The organism is Mucilaginibacter sp. BGA-UO-ETr-C110 (assembly GCF_059567985.1).
Map to the genome: position 1 here is coordinate 3,789,876 of NZ_JCAQPB010000002.1, position 19,631 is coordinate 3,809,506.

At 42.2% G+C, this 19,631-nt stretch carries 16 protein-coding genes; 8 read left to right on the plus strand and 8 right to left on the minus strand.

Annotation, left to right across the window (positions count from 1 at the left end):
* The first annotated feature begins 1 nt into the window (after position 1).
* The 4 genes from AC57BQ_RS16300 to AC57BQ_RS16315 are packed head-to-tail and all read left to right on the plus strand — an operon-like array spanning position 2 to position 4,350.
* Entirely contained in the window at positions 2-1,597 is a 1,596-nt protein-coding gene (locus tag AC57BQ_RS16300; protein ID WP_496407298.1) for a PTS system mannose/fructose/sorbose family transporter subunit IID, read from the plus strand.
* Complete coding sequence (ptsP, locus tag AC57BQ_RS16305) at positions 1,594-3,312, plus strand: phosphoenolpyruvate--protein phosphotransferase (protein WP_496407299.1); 1,719 nt, start codon at positions 1,594-1,596, stop codon at positions 3,310-3,312. The genes AC57BQ_RS16300 and ptsP overlap by 4 nt, the downstream gene beginning before the upstream one ends.
* Positions 3,309-3,575: an HPr family phosphocarrier protein gene (locus tag AC57BQ_RS16310; RefSeq protein ID WP_090467278.1), complete on the plus strand. Its 267-nt coding sequence runs from the start codon at positions 3,309-3,311 to the stop codon at positions 3,573-3,575. The genes ptsP and AC57BQ_RS16310 overlap by 4 nt, the downstream gene beginning before the upstream one ends.
* A gap of 16 nt (positions 3,576-3,591) precedes the next feature.
* Positions 3,592-4,350: a 6-phosphogluconolactonase gene (locus AC57BQ_RS16315; RefSeq protein WP_496407300.1), complete on the plus strand. Its 759-nt coding sequence runs from the start codon at positions 3,592-3,594 to the stop codon at positions 4,348-4,350.
* Positions 4,351-4,445: 95 nt separating this feature from the next.
* On the opposite strand, the gene AC57BQ_RS16320 is transcribed toward AC57BQ_RS16315, so the two are convergent.
* On the minus strand, positions 4,446-5,378 hold the full coding sequence (locus tag AC57BQ_RS16320) for an alpha/beta fold hydrolase (RefSeq protein WP_496407301.1): 933 nt from the start codon (positions 5,376-5,378) through the stop codon (positions 4,446-4,448).
* A 266-nt stretch (positions 5,379-5,644) separates the two neighbouring features.
* On the opposite strand from AC57BQ_RS16320, the gene AC57BQ_RS16325 reads away from it, so the two are divergent.
* Positions 5,645-6,286 (plus strand): RDD family protein, encoded by a 642-nt coding sequence (locus AC57BQ_RS16325; protein WP_496407302.1) that lies wholly within the window; start codon positions 5,645-5,647, stop codon positions 6,284-6,286.
* Positions 6,287-6,290: 4 nt separating this feature from the next.
* Here the strand turns inward: AC57BQ_RS16325 and AC57BQ_RS16330 are convergent, their stop codons facing one another.
* Complete coding sequence (locus AC57BQ_RS16330; RefSeq protein ID WP_496407303.1) at positions 6,291-6,860, minus strand: DUF1572 family protein; 570 nt, start codon at positions 6,858-6,860, stop codon at positions 6,291-6,293.
* Between the two features lie 186 nt (positions 6,861-7,046).
* On the opposite strand from AC57BQ_RS16330, the gene AC57BQ_RS16335 reads away from it, so the two are divergent.
* Positions 7,047-9,977, plus strand: a complete 2,931-nt coding sequence (locus AC57BQ_RS16335; protein WP_496407304.1) for a PAS domain-containing protein — start codon at positions 7,047-7,049, stop codon at positions 9,975-9,977.
* A gap of 33 nt (positions 9,978-10,010) precedes the next feature.
* Here the strand turns inward: AC57BQ_RS16335 and AC57BQ_RS16340 are convergent, their stop codons facing one another.
* On the minus strand, positions 10,011-10,805 hold the full coding sequence (locus AC57BQ_RS16340; RefSeq protein ID WP_496407305.1) for an alpha/beta fold hydrolase: 795 nt from the start codon (positions 10,803-10,805) through the stop codon (positions 10,011-10,013).
* A gap of 86 nt (positions 10,806-10,891) precedes the next feature.
* Between AC57BQ_RS16340 and AC57BQ_RS16345 the strand changes: the two genes are divergently transcribed.
* A complete protein-coding gene (locus AC57BQ_RS16345) occupies positions 10,892-11,488 on the plus strand; it encodes a TetR/AcrR family transcriptional regulator (RefSeq protein ID WP_496407306.1) in 597 nt (198 codons plus the stop codon).
* Between the two features lie 6 nt (positions 11,489-11,494).
* Here the strand turns inward: AC57BQ_RS16345 and AC57BQ_RS16350 are convergent, their stop codons facing one another.
* The 3 genes from AC57BQ_RS16350 to holA form a co-directional block, all read right to left on the minus strand.
* Entirely contained in the window at positions 11,495-12,325 is an 831-nt protein-coding gene (locus AC57BQ_RS16350) for a sulfotransferase (RefSeq protein ID WP_496407307.1), read from the minus strand.
* 49 nt (positions 12,326-12,374) lie between these two features.
* Positions 12,375-12,938: an adenylyl-sulfate kinase gene (gene cysC, locus AC57BQ_RS16355; protein ID WP_496407308.1), complete on the minus strand. Its 564-nt coding sequence runs from the start codon at positions 12,936-12,938 to the stop codon at positions 12,375-12,377.
* A 290-nt stretch (positions 12,939-13,228) separates the two neighbouring features.
* Positions 13,229-14,251 (minus strand): DNA polymerase III subunit delta, encoded by a 1,023-nt coding sequence (holA, locus tag AC57BQ_RS16360; RefSeq protein ID WP_496407309.1) that lies wholly within the window; start codon positions 14,249-14,251, stop codon positions 13,229-13,231.
* 168 nt (positions 14,252-14,419) lie between these two features.
* On the opposite strand from holA, the gene AC57BQ_RS16365 reads away from it, so the two are divergent.
* Entirely contained in the window at positions 14,420-14,881 is a 462-nt protein-coding gene (locus AC57BQ_RS16365; RefSeq protein ID WP_496407310.1) for a type I restriction enzyme HsdR N-terminal domain-containing protein, read from the plus strand.
* Here the strand turns inward: AC57BQ_RS16365 and AC57BQ_RS16370 are convergent.
* Both AC57BQ_RS16370 and AC57BQ_RS16375 read right to left on the minus strand, forming a co-directional pair.
* A complete protein-coding gene (locus tag AC57BQ_RS16370; RefSeq protein WP_496407311.1) occupies positions 14,846-16,678 on the minus strand; it encodes an ATP-binding protein in 1,833 nt (610 codons plus the stop codon). The two genes, AC57BQ_RS16365 and AC57BQ_RS16370, sit on opposite strands and share 36 nt — an antisense overlap.
* Before the next feature lie 88 nt (positions 16,679-16,766).
* Positions 16,767-19,427 (minus strand): valine--tRNA ligase, encoded by a 2,661-nt coding sequence (locus AC57BQ_RS16375; protein WP_496407312.1) that lies wholly within the window; start codon positions 19,425-19,427, stop codon positions 16,767-16,769.
* Between the last annotated feature and the right edge of the window lie 204 nt (positions 19,428-19,631).

Consider the following 19,631-nt stretch of genomic DNA (forward strand, 5'->3'; position numbering starts at 1 on the left):
GATGCTGGCCACCTATCTGTTATTGACACTCATCGCCGTTTTTGGGCATTTTGAGGATTTCCTGGGCACTACGCTGCTAAGTCGCCCGCTGATCCTGGGGCCACTGGTCGGTTTGGTGCTGGGCGATGTTACACAAGGTGTAATGATAGGCGCTACCCTGGAGCTGATCTTTATGGGTAATATTAAAGTCGGGGCAGCTATTCCGCCGGATATTATTACCGGCGGCGTGTTGGGAACGGCATTCGCCATCATGTCGCACAAAGGACCTGCCATCGCGCTGGCCTTGGCGGTACCTATCTCTATCCTTTCAGAAATGGTTATCAGCGGATTGTTTGTTTTTAGGGCGGTATTTAATAAAAAATTTAATCAATATGCCGAGGCTGGCGATTATAAAGGCATCCAACGCCTACATATCCTATCGGGTTTACTAAAACCCTTATTGATGGGTATCATTATTTTTGTGGCTTTGGAACTGGGTTCCACAGCCATCAAATCGTTCCTTGATCTGATCCCTGCCTGGGTACAATCAGGCTTGCAGGTGGCCGGGAACATGCTGCCCGCACTGGGTTTTGCCCTGCTTATGAACCTGATGTTCAACAAAAGGGTTGCTCCCTACTTTTTCCTGGGTTTTATGCTGGCGGCTTATTTAAAGTTACCCATTATCGCTATTGGAGGATTAGGAGTGATCATCGCGCTCATCGTAACACAGGATCCACCCAAACCGGCTGCGGCCTCTACTGATGATGATTTTGACTTTGATGATACACCCGAGGAAACAGTACCTACCGAGCCGCAACATCAACTAAGCAAGGGTACTTTAAGAAAGCTGTTTTTAAGATCGCTGGCGCTGGAAGCTAATTTCAATTTCGAGACCTGGCAAAATACCGGTTTTGCTTTTGCCATTATCCCGGTACTCAAAAAACTATACCATACTAAAGAGGCGATGACAGCCGCGCTTAAAAGGCATTTACAGCTGTTCAATACCAGTCCCTATGGTTCTACACTCATCATCGGCATCACAGCAGCAATGGAAGAGCAAAACGCCCAGGATAAGGATTTTGACGAAGACTCTATCAGCTCCGTAAAACTGGGACTCATGGGGCCGCTGGCCGGGGTGTTCGACTCCTTATTTTGGGGTACTTTTAAGGTGATTGCCGCCGGTGTTGGTACTTCTTTGGCCATTAAGGGAAACATATTAGGTCCGCTGCTTTTCTTGATCATATTTAATGTACCGCATCTGCTATTGCGCTACAACCTCACCTTTATAGGCTACAACGCAGGCACCAAATTTTTACAGAACCTGAGCAAAGGCAATGTGATGGACAAGCTAACCTCGGGCGCTGCTATATTAGGATTGATGGTAGTAGGCGCTATGCCTGCCACACTCATGAATATTAAAACACCACTGAATATTGGTTCATCCTCATCGGCAGTTGGGGTGCAGGGTATACTGGATCAAATAGTACCGGCTATGATACCGTTGGGGCTCACTTTCCTGGTATATTATTTTGTTAAAAAACAGGTTAAAACCACCTGGCTACTGCTGGGCTTATTGATATTGGGTTTTGCGGGCAGTATAATCCATTTGTTTGTATGATGATCAATGGCATAGGTGTATCTCCCGGAATAGCCATTGGCAAAGCGCATCTGTTAAAAAAACAGGAAGCGACTTTGTCGGGCGTTGCATTATCGAATGATGCGGATATAACTGCCGAAACAGAGAAATTCAATAACGCAGTATCCTTGTCCGTAACCGAAGTGGAGGCGATGATCAGCAATTACGATCAGTCGCAGGGTATAGAAGGATTGGAGATCCTGGAAACGCATATTGAACTTTTGAGTGATCCGCAGATCAGCGAGGATGTGACCGGGAAAATATCCAAAGAAAAAAAGAATGCCAATGACGCCCTGATCGAGGTGATCGCGGACGCGGTGCAGCTCTTCAAAAACATGGACGATGAATACCTGAGCGCCCGTGCCGCCGATGTGCAGGATATCGGTAATCGTTTGCTCAGAAACCTGAACGCATCAGCCCAAACTCATACGCCGCTTTACGAAACTGATACCATCATTATTGCCGAAGACCTTACACCTTCGGATACCATCAGCATGGATACTACCCACGTTATTGGTTTTGCCACACAAGTAGGCGGGCGTACATCGCACGCGGCTATTATTGCCCGGTCACGTGGTATTCCAGCCGTTGTAGGATGTGGTGCAGCATTGACGGATATTAAAGATGACGACCTGCTGATCCTCGACGGGCAAAGCGGAGCTATCATCATCAATCCGGATCAGGAGATAGTTGAACAATATCGCGTAAAAAGAGAAAGCTGGCTGAAGCAAGTAAACCTGTTGCAATCGCTAAAAGATACGCCGGCAACAACAACAGATGGGATCAATATCAAGCTATTGGCCAATATAGGCGATGCAAACGACATGGAACAAGCCATCGGTTTTGGTGCGGAGGGTTCAGGTTTGTTGCGTACCGAACTACTTTTTATGGGTCGCGATGCTTTGCCTGACGAAGACGAGCAATTTGAATTTTATAAAGCCGTAGCCCTGAAAGCCAAAGGCAAACCGGTTATTGTGCGCACGCTGGATATCGGTGGCGATAAGCAACTGCCCTATTTTAACTTCCCGGCCGAGCAAAACCCGTTCCTGGGTTACCGGGCCATCAGGATCTCTTTGGACCGTCCGGATATTTTTATCACTCAGCTAAAAGCCATATTACGGGCGAGCGCGTTTGGCCAATTAAAGATCATGTTTCCGATGATCTCTAATATACAGGAAGTAAGAGCAGCCAAATTAATATTGCAGCAGACCAAAGATGAATTAATAGTAGCAGGTCTCAACTTTGACAAAAACATATCTGTGGGCATTATGATCGAGATCCCGTCAGCAGCCATCACCGCCGATCTGTTGGCCAAAGAAGTGGATTTTTTCAGCATCGGCACTAATGATCTTTGTCAGTACACCCTGGCTGTCGACCGGATGAATGAGCAGATCAAGGATCTGTATGATCCCTATAATCCCGGCGTGCTCCGGCTTATCGCTTATGTGATTGAACAGGGTCATCAAAACAATATCGAAGTAGGTATGTGCGGCGAGCTGGCATCGGACCCGAAAGCAACCCTATTATTACTGGGCATGGGGCTTACCGAGTTTTCCATGAGCGCCACAGCTATTCCGGAGATCAAAAATATGATCATCAGCAGCAGTTTGACAGCGGCTAAACAAATACACAGGCGGGTAATGGAAATGGACAGTTCGGCATTGATCAACGCTTATTTACAGGAGGAAACCTCATGATAACAAAAGATTACATCATTACAGCCGCCGAGGGCATGCACGCCAGGCCAGCAACCAATTTGGTAAAACTGACCAAAAACTACAGCTCCCAGATCAGCTTAAAAAAAGGCGACCGCACGGTTAAATTAAGCAGTCTTCTCAATATCCTTTCACTTGGCATAAAAGGGGGCGAAACCATCTCCATTATTATTGATGGCGAAGATGAAACGAGCGCCATTATAGCTATTGACGCGTTTTTTGAAGAAGAATTAAAACACCTGTAAAGGCAAAATAATAACAATGAAGATCACGATAACCAAAAACGAAAAGGAATTTAACGAAACCGCGGCCTGGCGCATTATAGGCCAGATGCTGGAAAACCCCACGTCTGTGATAGGTCTTTCAACCGGGCAAACCACTATGGATATGCACCGTATAGTGTCTGACATTTACACGCAGTACCCGTTTGATGTTTCGCGCATTACTCTTTTTAATGTGGATGAACTCACCAACCTGCCTCGTGAATATGCAGGTAGCTGTTATACCATGATATTGAACCAGATAGCAGGTCCGCTGGGTATATCTGATGAAAATTTTATTATGCCGCCTACCTTGAGTGATAATTTTGAGGCCGAAAGTCTGCTTTTTGAAAAACGCCTGGCTGAACATGGCGGCGCCGACCTTCAAATGCTGGGTATTGGCAGCAATGGCCACATCGGCATTAATCAGCCTGGTACGCCCTTTGAAAGCGAGACATGGGTATCACCTATGGATCCTGATTTCGAAGCCCGTGTACGCCGCGAAACACAGGTACCCGAACATATTGTACTGGGTGGACTAACCCGTGGTATCAAAAATATTATGCATACCCGCAAACTGATACTCATAGCCAAGGGAGCTCATAAAGCCCAGATTATTGAACAAGCCATATTAGGCCCCGTAACTACCGACATACCTGCATCGGTAGTGCAACTGCATCCCAACTGCGAAATTTTGCTGGATGCCGATGCCGCCGCATTGATCCACGAACGCGTAAAACAACGGGGCTATAATTTTTAAAGATTTTCCCACCTTAAACCTTTATCATAAAGTCTTATAACAATTGTTGTAAGACTTTTTTGTTCATGGAAAGAAACCTGTACATAACCCCTAAATTATCCGCCCTGTTTATCAATAAATCTAAATACAGCGGCAGTAAAAGCAGCATTCCTTTCATAATAAAGCATATGTGATCCATCCAGCTTCACTACATGCTGATTAGGGAACCTGAAAGTTTTATAATGTGCTGTTCCAATGGCATAATCATGGGCACCTGTAATAACCAGTACAGGTACATTAATCCGACTGCTGACAGGGGCATAATCTTTCCAGTACTCCGGATAGCGATTTTGTTTGATACTATCTATCAAATGGGCGATAACTGCATAACCAAAATCAGAGGTACGTTTATAACCCGATTCTATGCTATCCATTTTTTCGATGGTATTTATGCTATCTGCCAATAACTTATAACCCAGATGTACCTTGTTTAACTTTTTTCTTACGATGGCATTCTGCCGCAACAATTCCTGGGTATTATCGCTGGTAATGGTAGTATCTTTATGCAGAAGATGGTACGAGTACATAATTTGCTCTCTTAATGAACTGTTATTAAAAAAATGAAGGGTTGAATTAGCTAATATTAATCCAGACACATGTTCCTGGTATTTTTGAGCGTAGTTAACCGCCAGCACCCCACCAAATGAATGACTGAGCAGGTAAATTTTATCAGCACCCAATTGTTTCCTGGTTTCTTCAATATCATCAACCAGGCGGTTCAAACTATAATCTTTCGCATTTTGCGAATGGCCCGAACCCCGCTGGTCAAGGTAAACCATGGTTAGTTTTTTTTCAAGATTGGAGCCACCCATTTTTTCAAACGACAGATAATCCTGCCCGGGGCCACCATGTATGTATATACATACCGGTCCTTTGCCTGCTACTTTAATCGCCAATTTAATACCATCAGATGTAACAATGGTTTGCTCTCCCATTTTAAGCCTTATCTGTTGCGCACAGGTTGTATAACCAGGAACTATTAAGGCCATAAATAGAATTACGCTATAAAAGGTGCTATATTTCATTTACTAACTTGGATTATGTTTTAGATTTAACGATACAGGCATTGTTACAATGCGGCAGCCACCCTTGCTACGCCCGTTAATCAAAATAAATTTTCATTCTGAATCAAAGCATTTTCATATAAGGTAATACTTTAATAATTACGTTGGGTTAAACAATCTTGCTTTTATTCATTTTTTGTTGCTCAAAACAGATATTTTCTTTATTTTTCAATACCTCAAACCTGCATATCATGATTAATGAATACTACATTTTAAGAGACAACGAAAAACACGGCCCTTACAGCCATACCGAGTTAATGGATATGGATGTAAATGCTACCGAACTCGTATTATCACCTTTAGCTACTGATTGGCAGGAAGCCGCCGAACTGCCCGAGCTTGATGAATACTTTAAATCGATTGGGATATATGTACCTACCCAACAAAACGTGGCTAATTTTGGATGGCGGTTACTGGCTTTTGTTATTGATTATGCCATTATAACCATTGGCTTAGGGCTAATAGTTGGTATATTTGTTGCTATTGGGCGGCTGACAACCAGTACCATAAGCGATGATCCTTTATCATCTACATCATCTACCGAAGGTGATCTTTTGTTCAGGCTCATTTTCCTGCTGATTTTAATTTCCTATAACTCAGCTTTCGAGGCTACTAAAATGCAGGGAAGTATCGGTAAGTTTATTTGCAGGCTGGTTGTAGTTAACGCCAATGGTGAAAGACTAAGTTTTGGCACTGCATTAGTACGTAATCTGAACAAGGTTTTATCCAGCTTTCTTTTTGGTATTGGCTTTTTGGCTATGTTATGGAGCCCCATGAAACAATGCTGGCATGACCAGCGGGCCAAAACTTATGTGGTCAGAAAACCAAAGTGACAGATCAATTTTTATCATCTCTGGACTCATCTGTAAAATGCTCCCGGTGTTTCTCTTTAGCAAACTTATCCGCATTATAAGTCTCGGAACCTCCTTTAGGAATAGAGAGCGAACTCCATTTTTCATCACAAAGCATTTTACCAATAAAAACAATTTGCCCTACATGATACGGATAATGTGCCAGCTGCCGGTTAATAGCTTCTGCAACAGTATGCCCCATATTGCGGATATAAATGATCCTGTCCAGATCATCCGCAGTTAATTGGTCAAGGGTATTTAAAAGGCACTCCCAACCGCTGTTCCAAAGATTTAAAAGTTCGTCACGGCCAGGGGTTATGGTTGCAAACTCAGTCTCGCGATTACGCCACTCCTTTTCGCCGTCTGTATTAAAAATATCCGTCCACCTGGAGAGCATGTTGCCCGACAGGTGATTAACGATCATGGCAATACTGTTCGATTCGGCATTATATTGCCAGTTTAACTGCTCGTTGGTCAATTGCGAGAATGTTTTCTCGCCCAGCATTTTATAGTAGGCAAACTGTTTTGTAACGCTTTCCAGGTAATCAGATATCATGCATAAAATTAAAGATTTTGGGTTTGTGGATCAAATTTTGTTGTCTGACAGTAAATCTGCGTGTATGTAGATAAATGCAGCAACTGCATTTAAAATTTATTTTCATTCAAAACATTTTCTTATAAGATAATATTTTAATAATTATCTTCGGTTTAGTAATCTTGCTTTTATCCATTTGTATAACCCATGCCCATTAAACACAGTTCCGCTTTACCACCAGAAATGTTAAGGGTTTTTGAGACCTTACCTCAGCCTTATCTTATTCTTTCGAAGGAACTGTATATACTTACCGCCAGTAATGCCTATTTACAGTTAACCGGCAAACTGCGGGCCGAGCTGCTCGAAAAACACCTGTTTGATGTTTTCCCTAAAAAACCGGATTGGGCGGCAGATGAAGGCGGCATAGCCTTTTCATTAGAGCAGGTATTAGAAACCAGCAAACCGCATCAGTTACCTGTAACACGCTTTGATACGCCTGATCATGAAGGCAAATTACAGGAACGTTACTGGGACACTGCGCATACACCTGTACTTGATCCTGATGGCGATATCTGTTACATTATACACCATACACAGGATGTTACCGAAAAGGTGATTGCCGAACGGAACTTAAATGCAAGCCTGGAAAAAGAAAAAGCAGCAGCAGCGAGAGCAGGGCAATTAAGCCGGCAAATGGAAAAGCTATTTGATGAGATACCTGCACAAATTGCCATTTTTACGGGCCCCGACCTTGTTTATGAATTTATAAATCCACAGTACGAGAAAGAGTTTTTTCCCGGGCGTAAAATACTCGGTAAACCATTGCTCATGGCCATGCCAGAGATTGTTGGTCTGCCTGTTTGGGAAGCTGTCCAACATGTTTATAAAACCGGCGAAACATATGCAGGCAACGAGATTTGTGTACCGCTGGCCAGCGAAATTGGCGGAAAGACGGAGGATCATTATTTTAATTTTATTTACCAGGCCATCCGCAATGAGAAGGGGAATATAACGGGTGTTTTAAGCTTCAAATACGATATAACCGAATTGGTTATGGCTAAAAAACGCCTGGAGCAAACAGGCAAGGAACTATCAGCCCTTAATGAAGGATTGGCTCATGCCAACGAAGAAATACAAGTTACCAGTGAAGAAATACAATCGGCCAATGAGGAGTTAAGTGCCACGAACGAGGAATTGTTCCGGACACAACAAAACCTGCTTAAGTTAAATAACGAACTGGAAAGCCGGGTAGAATTACGCACCCTTGAACTGTTAACCGCGCAGGCGGAGGCCACAGGGCAAACCGAGCGGCTGAAAAGATTCTTTATGCAAGCCCCTGCTGCTATTTGCGTGCTTGACGGACCCAATTTTGTATTTGAATTAGTTAATCCACCTTATCAACAGCTTTTTCCGGGACGCAAACTTACCGGGAAGCCGCTGTTAGAAGCATTGCCCGAACTTAAGGATCAGGTGATATCTGATATTTTAAAAAATGTATACAAAACCGGCAACACCTTTGAAGGTAAAGAGTTACTGGTACCTATGGCACGTGAGGCAAACGGACCGATAGAAGATCGCTACTTTACCTTTATTTATCAGGCCAGATATGACGCGACCGATAAAGTAGATGGCATTATGGTTTTTGCTTTTGAAGTTACCGAGGCCGTACTGGTGAGGCAAAAAGAAAAGGAAAATGAAGAGCGCTTCCGCTTTTTATTGAACGCTATGCCGCAGCAGGTATGGACAGCCCGCCCCAATGGTAAGCTCGACTATGTAAATGAGGTGATCTGTGAAGATTTTGGACGAAGCGCTGAGGATATCATTGGCCAGGGATGGCAGACCTTCATACACCCTGATGATCAGCAAGCTTGCCTAAAAAAATGGCTTACGGCCCTAAGAACAGGCCATGAGTACCTGGTGGAGTTTCGCTTAAAATTTCAGGACGGGCAATACCGCTGGCACCTGGCCCGGGCGGTACCCTTGATTGAAAATGGCGAGATCAAACTATGGTTGGGCACCAACACCAATATTGATATTCAAAAAAACAAGGAGCAAAAAAAGGATGAATTCCTTTCTATCGCCAGTCATGAATTAAAAACGCCGCTTACCAGTATCAAGGCCTTTAACCAGCTCATGATGCGTATTAATGACCCTCCAAAGCTAAATGATCTTATTCAAAAATCGGCCGCGCATGTACTACGGCTGGAAAAATTGATCAGTGATCTGCTGGATGTATCACGCATCAACGCCGGAAAGATGGATTATAACATGGAAACCTTCAATTTCTATGAAATGCTTAAAGATACTATTGATGGCGTACAGCACACGACAGCCTCTCACCAGATCATACTGAAAAGCGCGGAGGATATAACCTATACCGGCGATCGTTTCAGACTGGAACAAGTAGTAAATAATCTATTGACAAATGCCATCAAATACTCGCCGGAGGCAAATACGGTAATAGTTAATTGCGTATTACATGATGATAACAGCCTGATCGTATCTGTTCAGGATTTTGGTATTGGTATCGAAGAAAAAAACCTGAGCCGGTTATTTGAACGGTATTACCGTGTAGATAATACCGCGATGCGCTTTGAGGGTTTGGGCCTGGGATTATTTATTTCGGCCGAGATCTTGAGACGGCATAATGGCAGTTTTTGGATAGAGAGCACACCCGGTGCGGGCTCTACTTTCTTTTTCAGGCTGCTGACACACCAAACCCAAAAACAGGCCGCAATCATACAGGGCAACCTATACTATCATGATAGCTCCATTACCTTAAGTTATAACCGTGTTCACTCCCGCATTGATGCCGACTGGACCGGCTTTCAAAACCTGGAATCGATACAACAGAGCTGTCATCATATGTTGAATATGATGGTAAAAAACAATGTTTATAAGGTGCTTAATAATAACATTCATGTGCTGGGCAACTGGTCTGAGGCTATTGACTGGGTGGCCCAGGAATGGTTTCCGGCTATGCAGAAAGCCGGTTTAAGATATTTTGCCTGGGTTAACTCACCAAGTGTATTCAGCCAGTTATCGGCCCGTAAAAGCGTGAATACTCTCTCAGACAAAATGACCATTAGCTTTTTTACCGATGTTATAACAGCTGAGGTATGGATAAACGAACAGTAGTTTTTTCGCAATTCGCTCCAAGCTATTGTTTAGCTAAATTTTATCCAGATAATCCGTTAACAATTGATTAAACTGTTCGGGTTGCTCCATATTGGGCATATGACCGGCATTTTTTATAATGGCAAGTTCTGCCCCGCTTATACGGGTTTGCATGTACCTGGCAGTGGCTACAGGGGTAAATACGTCCTGGTCTCCAACAATGAGCAAGGTCGGAAAATCAATATTTGAAAGAATTCCGGAATGGTCTCTCCGTTCGGCCCGGCCCAACTGAACAGCTGCAGCACCAGCCGCATCTGTACTTGTCATCATCTTACTAAGATGGTCTACCACCTCTTGTTTGGTACGGAAAGTATTTTCACAAAGGTAATTACCTATATTTTCGGTAGTATACTTTTCCATCCCTTCAGTTAACAGCCTTTTTGCAAGCGCTATCCGGTTTAAGTAACTGGTAGTATCCTCGGCCCTTGCATCAGTATCGGCCAGTACCAGGCCTTTCACTAAGTGCGGGGCAAGCCTGTATATTTCCAAAGCTATCTGTCCGCCCATCGATAGTCCTACAAATACAGCTTTAGGAATATTCAGTTCATTAAGCAGATATATAATATCAAGCGCAAGCTCATCTAAAAGCACCATCGGTTCTGTAGTGACGCTTTCACCATATCCCCGCAGATCAGGGATAATGAGCCGGTTGGTTTTACTAAATACCTGCGATTGGTAATTCCACATGCTGCGATTAAAAGGCTGCCCATGTATAAATACTACAACATCGCCAATACCCTGATCTTCAAATACCAGGTCAATGCCCCGAATCCTGAGTCTGTTTGCCATGTTATTAATTACTTTATGATACCAATATCTCACAAAAATATTAATTTTAATGTTATTAATGAATTTTATGAGAAAAAAGCATCACAATGAGTAAATTATCGTTAGATAAAGGAAGAATTAGCCAAAAAATGAAAACCCGGGAGGTGCTTCTTTTAAAGGCAAATGAATTACTAAAACAGCGTACGGAGATAAGTGTTGATATGGTTGCCAGGGAAGCCGGGATCTCAAAAGCCACAGCCTACAGATACTTTTCCAGTTCGGATGCTTTAAAACGCGAAGCTTCACTGCAGCTCAAGGCAAAAACAAACGACGATCTTTTTGCGGATTTAAGTAACACCGACCTGAAAGGAAGATTGGACCGGCTAATTGACTATCATTTTAACTTATTCATCAACAATGAGATTGAATTCCGTCTCTTTTTAAGTTCCATCATTGGCGAATCAGTTATCCGCAAGGAAGCACCATCAAGAGCTGGCCGGCGGGTCCTGCTGATCAGGGAGGCGCTTAAACCATTACAAGCAACATTAACTCCGGATGTTTTTGAGCATATGGTTAACTCATTAAGTATATTTTTCGGCATCGAATCTATAACTGTTTTAAAAGATGTTTGCCGCTTAACTAATGATGAAATATTACAAACCTGGAAATGGTCGGTAAACCGTATTGTTTTTTTTAAAGATTAAGCATCATCAGGAAAACTGTATATATTCTTTTAATTCACGCTGTAATTGCCTGGCCGCTCCAATAAGCTCTTTGTCAGCAATATGCAGATCAATGTCTATATCCTTACCTATGTGGCCCTCTTTAAATACATCCTTGAATTTGAAATATTTCAATGAAAAATTCCAGTTATTTTCAAGAAACGAGAAGAGTTGGGTATCTGCTTTATTTAACAAAGAGTAATTAACCACTATAAATGAGTTACTGTTAAGCTTTTTAATACAGTTTAAAATATCCTGATTATAAGCTATCCAAACCTTTAAAAACTTTGATGCGTTATCGTCGTAAAATTTCTTAAGCATGCGTGATCTTCTGAATTTCTGCCAGGCCAATCTGGATACATATTTACGACCCATATATTTTTGATCAACATCCTTAAACTCCCGCCGGAGTAATGAACTTACCACGGATTGATAGTCGCGCAGAATGATCAAATAACAGGCATCGGGCAGCAGTTCCTGGTAAACATCTAAAAACAAACATGTCCGCGGATCTTTCCAGCCCCATTGATCGTACAATTGCTGTTTAATTTTGATGATGCTTTTCAACTTTTCTTTTTCATATATAGAAAAGTGATCAATTTGCACATCAGTTAAGCCAGAAGGTGGCAAATTATTACTCGTCAAAACCTCTTCGTGCATTTTTAAAAATTCAACATCTTCAAAATGGCCATCTTCATTTCCCCAACCCGGACCAACCAATTGTTCGCCAAGCTGTAAGCCACATTTTGTAAGCCAGTTGGAAATGAGCGAGGTACCAGAACGGTGCATTCCGGCAATGATAAGGGTTCTTTTTTGCATAGTTATATAAAAGGACGATCGTTTTAAAATGCTTAAGCAGGTGGATAGCTTAAAAATTATCTGTCATTTTATTAGAAGCTTTTTCGGTAGCGTAAAGATTATTAAGTATAAAATAAACCAGTAAAGAGGTACTTTGCTGTACAGAGTTTTCGCTGGTATTAATATAAAGATCAGCATCATACGGCACATCAAACCTGTCGTTGATACCTGTTAAGTTTAAAAGTTTATTGGGATGGCCTTCGGGTAAAAGAGCCCTTTGATAAAGGCCTTTGGTGTCGCGGTTGATCAGCTTATTAACCGGGCAGTCAATATGGACTATACTAACGTCATCATATCGGTTGGCAAGTTCGCGCCTAACATCCTCATAAGGGTTTATAGCACTGATGATGGTAACTATGCCCTGGTTGGAGAAACGGCTGGCGACAAACCCCAGCCTTCTGATATTTTCACTCCTGTCTTCTCTTGAAAATCCAAGATCTCTACAGATTTCCTGCCGATATTCATCACCATCAATGATCTCGATCTTTATTCCAAGTTCTGTTAATTCGGCAGCAACATTTTTGGCTAATGTTGTTTTGCCGGCTCCTGATAGGCCGCAAAATAAAAGTATCATACCCATTAATTAAGTTAATAAACATCATCTTGCGAAAGTCTTGCAGGACACTTTCTGAACGTGAACTTATAAAATATCTTATCCGTTAGATGATGCGTGATTGTAAAAGATTATTTACAATCAGGTACAATACTTTCGTCAGAGGTAATTTGAAAGTGCTTAAACTGCACGAAAAGTCCTTTAAAGGCTGTTTTTGATGAAACTTGGGTTAGTACGTGTAACAATGCCTAATTGATACATCTAACAAAAATGTTACGTGTTTTAACCCATCTGGCAACAATAAGCGATAGTTAATGAAGAATTTTAAACATCAGTTCTTTCATCAATTCGCCATGCGGGGCGTTTGATTCCACACCTTTACTTTTTAAATCATATTCACGCAGATAGCTGATGATCTGCATGGTTTTTGGGTAATTATAGCTCCGCCCGGCCTGCTCATAATCTTTCACAAAAAACGGATTCACCCCCAGTTCGCGGGCCAGGTTTTGTTGCGATTTATCTTTTACATAATGATAGGCCAGCACCTTGCTAAAATAATTATTCAGGTTGCCCAGTACCAGTACAATGGGATTGGCCTTTGGGTTGGCCTCAAAATAATTGATGATCTGGTTAACTTTATAGGCATCCTTTTTACTGAGGGCCGTTTGCAGTTCAAATACGTTATACTCTTTGCTGATGCCTATATTGTCCTGTATAAGTTTCAGAGTAATCTCCTGGCCTGCGGCTATATTCAGCATCAGTTTTTCGAGCTCATTGGCAATTTTTGAAAGATCATTGCCGAGGTATTCTGAAAGCATGGCCGATGCCTGCGCGTTGATCTTATAACCTTTCTCACTGATATAACCTTCTATCCAGGCAGGTATTTTACTATCATACAAGGGGGCCGATTCAAAAACGATCCCGTTTTTTTCAATGGCTTTATATGTTTTTTTCCGTTTATCAAACTTACCGTACTTGTAGCAGAAAACCAATATGGTGCTTGGCAAAGGGTTTTCGAGATAACTAAGCACCGGGTCGATGCCTTTTTTGCCGTCATCATCCTTTCCCCATTTCATATCCTGGGCTTCCTTTACCAATACTACCTGGTAATCGGCCATCATGGGGTATCGTTTGGCCGCGTTGAGCACCGTCATGATGTCGGTATCCTTACCATACACCACGGTTTGATTGAACCCTTTTTCGGCCTCCGGCAGCAGGCTGTGTTCAATATAATTGCTTATCAGGTCAATAAAATAAGGCTCCTCACCATGCAACAGATACAGGGGTTTATATTTACGGTTCTTAATATCTTTCAATAACTCTGCTGCGGACATCTCTTTTTAAGTCAAAATTTAAAAGTCAAAATTCAAAATTGACTTTCAGGTTCAAAAGTAAAATTAAAAACTGATAGCATAGATCACATCTTTTTGTTTTTATACATTCCCTGATGCAATGCCATTATATGATTTTGAATTTTTACTTTTGAATTTTGAATTTACAGAATGGATCTGCTGCAGCCGCTTAATCTTCCGCCTTACGCTTTTAAAATTACCGATCAGAACGGCCAGCTCACCTTGTTTGATGAGATCAGGAAGAGAAACATCATTATAACCCCTGAAGAATGGGTACGACAGCATTTTGTGCAATATCTTATTAAACATAAAAACTACCCCCGCGCGTTGATCAAACTGGAAGGCGGCATGAAGCTTAATGGGCTTCAAAAACGGACTGATATTGTTGTATTTAATGCCGAAGGTAAACGAATACTTATTGTAGAATGTAAGGCTCCGTCAATAACCATCGATCAAAAAACTTTTGACCAGATAGCCCGGTATAATATGGTACACCAGGTATCATTACTGGCCGTGAGTAATGGTTTACAGCACTATTATTGCCGTATTGACCACATTAATAAAAAATACCTGTTTTTAGAGGATATGCCCCTTTATCCCGGAACTGTTTAAGCCAGGGGCTATCAGCTTTTGTATCTTCTCCAATAATTCATCAGGCTTAAATGGCTTTGATACATAATCGTTCATCCCTACCCCAAATACCTTATCCTTGATATCAACCAGTGCCGAAGCTGTTAGCGCGATGATAGGTATCCTCGCTTTTTTAGGATCGGCCATTTTCCTGATCTCCTGAGCCGCATCAAACCCATTCATGACCGGCATCTGCAGATCCATCAGTATAATATCAAAATTGCCGTATTGCATAAACTCAACAGCACGTTCACCGTTTTCGGCAATAGTGGGTATTATTTTCCATTTCGACAGCAACTTCTTCATCAGCATAACATTCACCATGTTATCCTCTGCAATAAGCACCTTTAAGCTTTTCAAGCCCATTTCTTCAGCTATTTCAATGGGTTTTGCCATGTCTTCGGCTGTCAATTCTGTGGATACGGGAAGTTCCATATCAAATAAAAACTCAGACCCTTCACCAATTTTACTGATCACCTCAATGTGGGTGCCCTGCAATTCAAGCAGGCGCTTTACAATGGCTAAACCAAGACCCGTACCCTCATACTCGCGTGTGGTAGCTAATGATTCCTGGGTAAATGGTTCAAAGATATTTTTCAGGTTCCCATCTTTAATGCCTATGCCCGTATCTTTTATCGAAAACCTAACTCTAAGGTTGTTATGCCTGTTTTCCAGGCAAGCCACATTGACCCATACATTTCCTTTAGGCGTAAATTTTATAGCATTATTCACCAGGTTAAAAATCACCTGGGTGATGCGGGTGGGGTCGCCAAAAAAAACTTTATTCTTTAATGCATTGTCAATGGTGAGGGTAAACTGCAAACCTTTTTCATGGGCCTTTAACATCTGGCCGCCACAAATATTATACATCAGTTCGACCAGGTCAAAGCGAACATTTTCAAATACCAGCTTACCCGACTCAATTTTGTTAAAGTCGAGCACATCATTGACGATAGCCAGCAGGTTGTTTGCCGAAAATTTCAATATTTCAAGATTCTCTTTTTGCTCAGGTCTTGGACTGCCCATCATCAACAGGTTGCTCATCCCGATCACCGCATTTAAGGGTGTACGGATTTCATGCGACATGGTTGATAAAAACTCCGATTGGGCATGTGCCGATTTCTCGGCCTTCTCAATCGCCTTTTCCAGTTTCCGATTTAGCGCCTTTTGCTCATGAGCGCTTTCTCTCAATTGTTTAAGGTTTTTTATAAACGCATTATACAGGTGGCTGTGAATAAAAATAAGTACTATAAAATTGGCAAACAGACTGATGACAATGGTTGATTGATCTATCTTATCGGGCTTTACGCGTATTACATAATTATAATTCTGCTCAATAAACAAAAAAAGCAATATGGGGACGGTATTCAACAGGGAATAGATCAAACCCCATTTTTGCCCCAGCATATAGTAGCTAAATACAATCACGATAATAACCACCTGCACCGTAACTATATTGATGCTTTGCAACGATACGTACACGATGCTCACATTGATCAAAGTACCCACAATGAGCAACACGTGCGATATGGCAAGCCAGTTTGCCTTGTAGGTTAAGGCCTTAAACAGGATAATGATGCTCAGCATTAAAAACACACAGGTGTAGGCCAGCATCATCTGCCCCTGGAAATAAACACTGGTTAATAAGGCGGCAGAGGCAACAAATACCAAAAAGAAGCCATAATATAATAAACGTATACGTGCCTGATCAAGAACGGATTGCTCCTTTGAAATAATTTTGTAGATGGAAAAGTTAAAAAAACTCGCTTTTTGGAACATATTCGGGCGGCAAACATTTTATTGATGCTTAAGCTAACAAGGGTAGTACCGGTTAGCTTAAGCTGTTTGCAGCGAACTTTATATGCAATTAACCAGCCAAATCATCAAGTCCCTTTTGGATGATCTGTAATTTAGCTTCGGCGTCGGCTTTCTTACGCTGTTCAATATCAATAATTTCGGGTTTGGCATTGCTCATAAAGCGTTCATTATTCAGCTTTGCGTTTACCGATTTTAAAAACCCTAAAAGGTACTCCTTCTCTTTTTCCAATCGTTCACGTTCTGCCACAGGGTCAATTTCCTCTTCAAAAGGAACATAAAACTCATCTGTTGAAGCTAAAAAGCTAATAGCTCCATTTACTTTATCGGCAACTTCCGCAAACTGGCTTATATTTCCAAGTCGGGCTATAATAGCCTGGTAATCCAGATAATTTATGCCAGAGTTAGCTTTTACAAAAAGCTCAAGCGGTTCTTTATCAGCAATATGTTTTGCTTTCCGGGTATTCCGTATGGCGGCAATAACTTCTTTTACCGTTTCCACTTCTGTCAATAGCCGTGCATTAATTTCCCCAATAATTGGCAATTGCGCAACAATACAACATTCTTTTTCGGCACGTTCGCCAAACAACTCATCATGCCATAATTCCTCTGTCAGGAAGGGCATAAAAGGGTGCAAAACTTTTAATATATTTTCAAAGAACCGTATGGTTGCCGTATAGGTTGCCCGGTCAATAGGGTGCTGATAAACCGGCTTGATCATCTCCAGGTACCAGGCGCAAAAATCGTCCCATACCAGTTTGTAGGTAGCCATTAAAGCCTCAGATAGGCGGTACTGGGCAAAGTTATCTTCTATTTCGCTTAATGCCTGGTCAAAGCGGTTTCCAAACCATTCTATAGCTATGGTATTTGGATTGGCAAGGCTGTCATCAACCTCCCAGCCTTTTACCAGCTTAAAGGCGTTCCATATTTTATTGGCAAAACCACTGCCTTGTTTACAATAGCTTTCGTCGAACATTAAATCGTTACCGGCAGGTGAGCAAAGCAGCATACCAACACGTACGCCATCGGCACCATAAGTCTCGATCAGATCGAGCGGATCTGGTGAGTTACCTAATGACTTGGACATTTTTCGGCCCAGTTTATCTCTTACTATACCGGTAAGATACACATTCCGGAATGGCACCTCGCCCCTGAATTCGTGCCCGGCCATGATCATCCTGGCTACCCAGAAAAACAGGATCTCGGGTGCAGTAACCAAATCGTTGGTAGGGTAATAGTAATTGATATCGGCATTGTTCGGATCTTTAAAGCCGCCGAATACTGATATGGGCCATAGCCACGATGAAAACCAGGTATCAACAACGTCCGGATCCTGTGTAAGGTCCTGAGCTGTGAAGGCCGGATTTTTGAGTTTGGCTTCAACCAATGCTTCATCTGCAGTTTTTGCGATAACAAATTCGCCGTTTGGTAAATACCAGGCCGGGATCTGTTGCCCCCACCATAACTGGCGACTGATATTCCAATCCCTTACATTCTCCATCCAGTGGCGATAGGTATTGATAAACTTATCGGGTATCAATTTAATCTCGCCGTTCAGCACATAGTCAAGCGCAGGTTTAGCCATCTCGCCCATTTTGCAAAACCATTGCATAGACAGTTTTGGCTCAATAACCGCATCCGTACGTTCCGAAAAACCGATCTGCGATTTGTAGTCCTCTACTTTTTCCAACGCGCCTGCTTCTTCCAATAGTACCGCTATTTTTTTACGGGCCGCAAAACGGTCAACCCCAATTAATATCTGGGCTTTTTCGTTCAGCGTACCGTCGTCATTTAAAATATCAATAACGGGCAGCTTATGTTTTTGCCCCAGTTCGTAGTCATTCAAATCATGTGCCGGGGTAACTTTCAAACAGCCGGTACCAAAATCCATGGTCACGTATTCGTCCAGGATAACCGGGATAGTACGGTGGATTAAGGGAATATAAACACTTTTTCCATGTAGATGAACATACCGCTCATCGTTTGGATTAATACAAATAGCTGCGTCGGCCATGATGGTCTCAGGACGCGTAGTAGCAATAGTAAGGTATGCTGTAGGCGACGCTACATGATTAGCAGCTTTATTTACTAAATCCGAAACAACCTCATACTTAATATAATACAGCTTCTGATTTACCTCCTTACGGATAACCTCCTCGTCAGATACGGCTGTTTTACCCTGTGGATCCCAGTTTACCATGCGGATACCGCGATAGATCAGGCCTTTTTTATACAGGTGAATAAAAGTATCTATTACAGCTTCAGACAGGTCCTCATCCATGGTAAATTTGGTACGGTCCCAATCGCAGGATGCGCCTAACTTTTTAAGCTGCTCCAGGATGATGCCGCCATATTTCTCTTTCCACTCCCAGGCATAAGCCAAAAACTCGGGACGGGTCAAATCTGTTTTGCTGATGCCGCGCTCTTTAAGCATGGCCACTACCTTAGCTTCGGTAGCTATACTGGCATGGTCGGTACCGGGAACCCAGCAGGCATTTTTGCCTTTCATACGGGCGCGGCGAACCAGCACATCCTGTATGGTATTATTTAACATATGCCCCATGTGCAGAACCCCGGTAACATTGGGTGGCGGAATGACTATGGTATAAGGCTCACGCTCATCAGGCACCGATTTAAAAAAATCGTGCTTTAACCAGTAACTATACCACTTCTCTTCGGTTTCTTTGGGCAAATATGTTTTAGCAATACTCATAACGCGCAAAAATAGGGATTTGCGCGCTTAGTTCATAGCTGATAGTTCGTGGATATTTACCGATGAATTTTGACCGGCAAAATGTTAAACAAAAACTTTTTAAAGTTTTATTTTAACACTTTTTTACACTAAAACAGGGCAAAAACATATCAAAAACACTCGAAAACTGACTTAAAACCATCGATTTTAACACTTTTTAACAAA

Bases quoted from the DNA above. Each gene is read 5' to 3' on its own strand.
- AC57BQ_RS16325 (WP_496407302.1), top strand. From the start codon at position 5,645: ATGATTAATGAATACTACATTTTAAGAGACAACGAAAAACACGGCCCT.
- holA (WP_496407309.1), bottom strand. From the start codon at position 14,251: ATGTCCGCAGCAGAGTTATTGAAAGATATTAAGAACCGTAAATATAAA.
- AC57BQ_RS16335 (WP_496407304.1), top strand. From the start codon at position 7,047: ATGCCCATTAAACACAGTTCCGCTTTACCACCAGAAATGTTAAGGGTT.
- AC57BQ_RS16365 (WP_496407310.1), top strand. From the start codon at position 14,420: ATGGATCTGCTGCAGCCGCTTAATCTTCCGCCTTACGCTTTTAAAATT.
- cysC (WP_496407308.1), bottom strand. From the start codon at position 12,938: ATGATACTTTTATTTTGCGGCCTATCAGGAGCCGGCAAAACAACATTA.
- AC57BQ_RS16340 (WP_496407305.1), bottom strand. From the start codon at position 10,805: ATGGCAAACAGACTCAGGATTCGGGGCATTGACCTGGTATTTGAAGAT.
- AC57BQ_RS16330 (WP_496407303.1), bottom strand. From the start codon at position 6,860: ATGATATCTGATTACCTGGAAAGCGTTACAAAACAGTTTGCCTACTAT.
- AC57BQ_RS16320 (WP_496407301.1), bottom strand. From the start codon at position 5,378: ATGGCCTTAATAGTTCCTGGTTATACAACCTGTGCGCAACAGATAAGG.
- AC57BQ_RS16300 (WP_496407298.1), top strand. From the start codon at position 2: ATGCTGGCCACCTATCTGTTATTGACACTCATCGCCGTTTTTGGGCAT.
- AC57BQ_RS16350 (WP_496407307.1), bottom strand. From the start codon at position 12,325: ATGCAAAAAAGAACCCTTATCATTGCCGGAATGCACCGTTCTGGTACC.
- ptsP (WP_496407299.1), top strand. From the start codon at position 1,594: ATGATGATCAATGGCATAGGTGTATCTCCCGGAATAGCCATTGGCAAA.
- AC57BQ_RS16345 (WP_496407306.1), top strand. From the start codon at position 10,892: ATGAGTAAATTATCGTTAGATAAAGGAAGAATTAGCCAAAAAATGAAA.
- AC57BQ_RS16310 (WP_090467278.1), top strand. From the start codon at position 3,309: ATGATAACAAAAGATTACATCATTACAGCCGCCGAGGGCATGCACGCC.
- AC57BQ_RS16315 (WP_496407300.1), top strand. From the start codon at position 3,592: ATGAAGATCACGATAACCAAAAACGAAAAGGAATTTAACGAAACCGCG.
- AC57BQ_RS16375 (WP_496407312.1), bottom strand. From the start codon at position 19,427: ATGAGTATTGCTAAAACATATTTGCCCAAAGAAACCGAAGAGAAGTGG.
- AC57BQ_RS16370 (WP_496407311.1), bottom strand. From the start codon at position 16,678: ATGTTCCAAAAAGCGAGTTTTTTTAACTTTTCCATCTACAAAATTATT.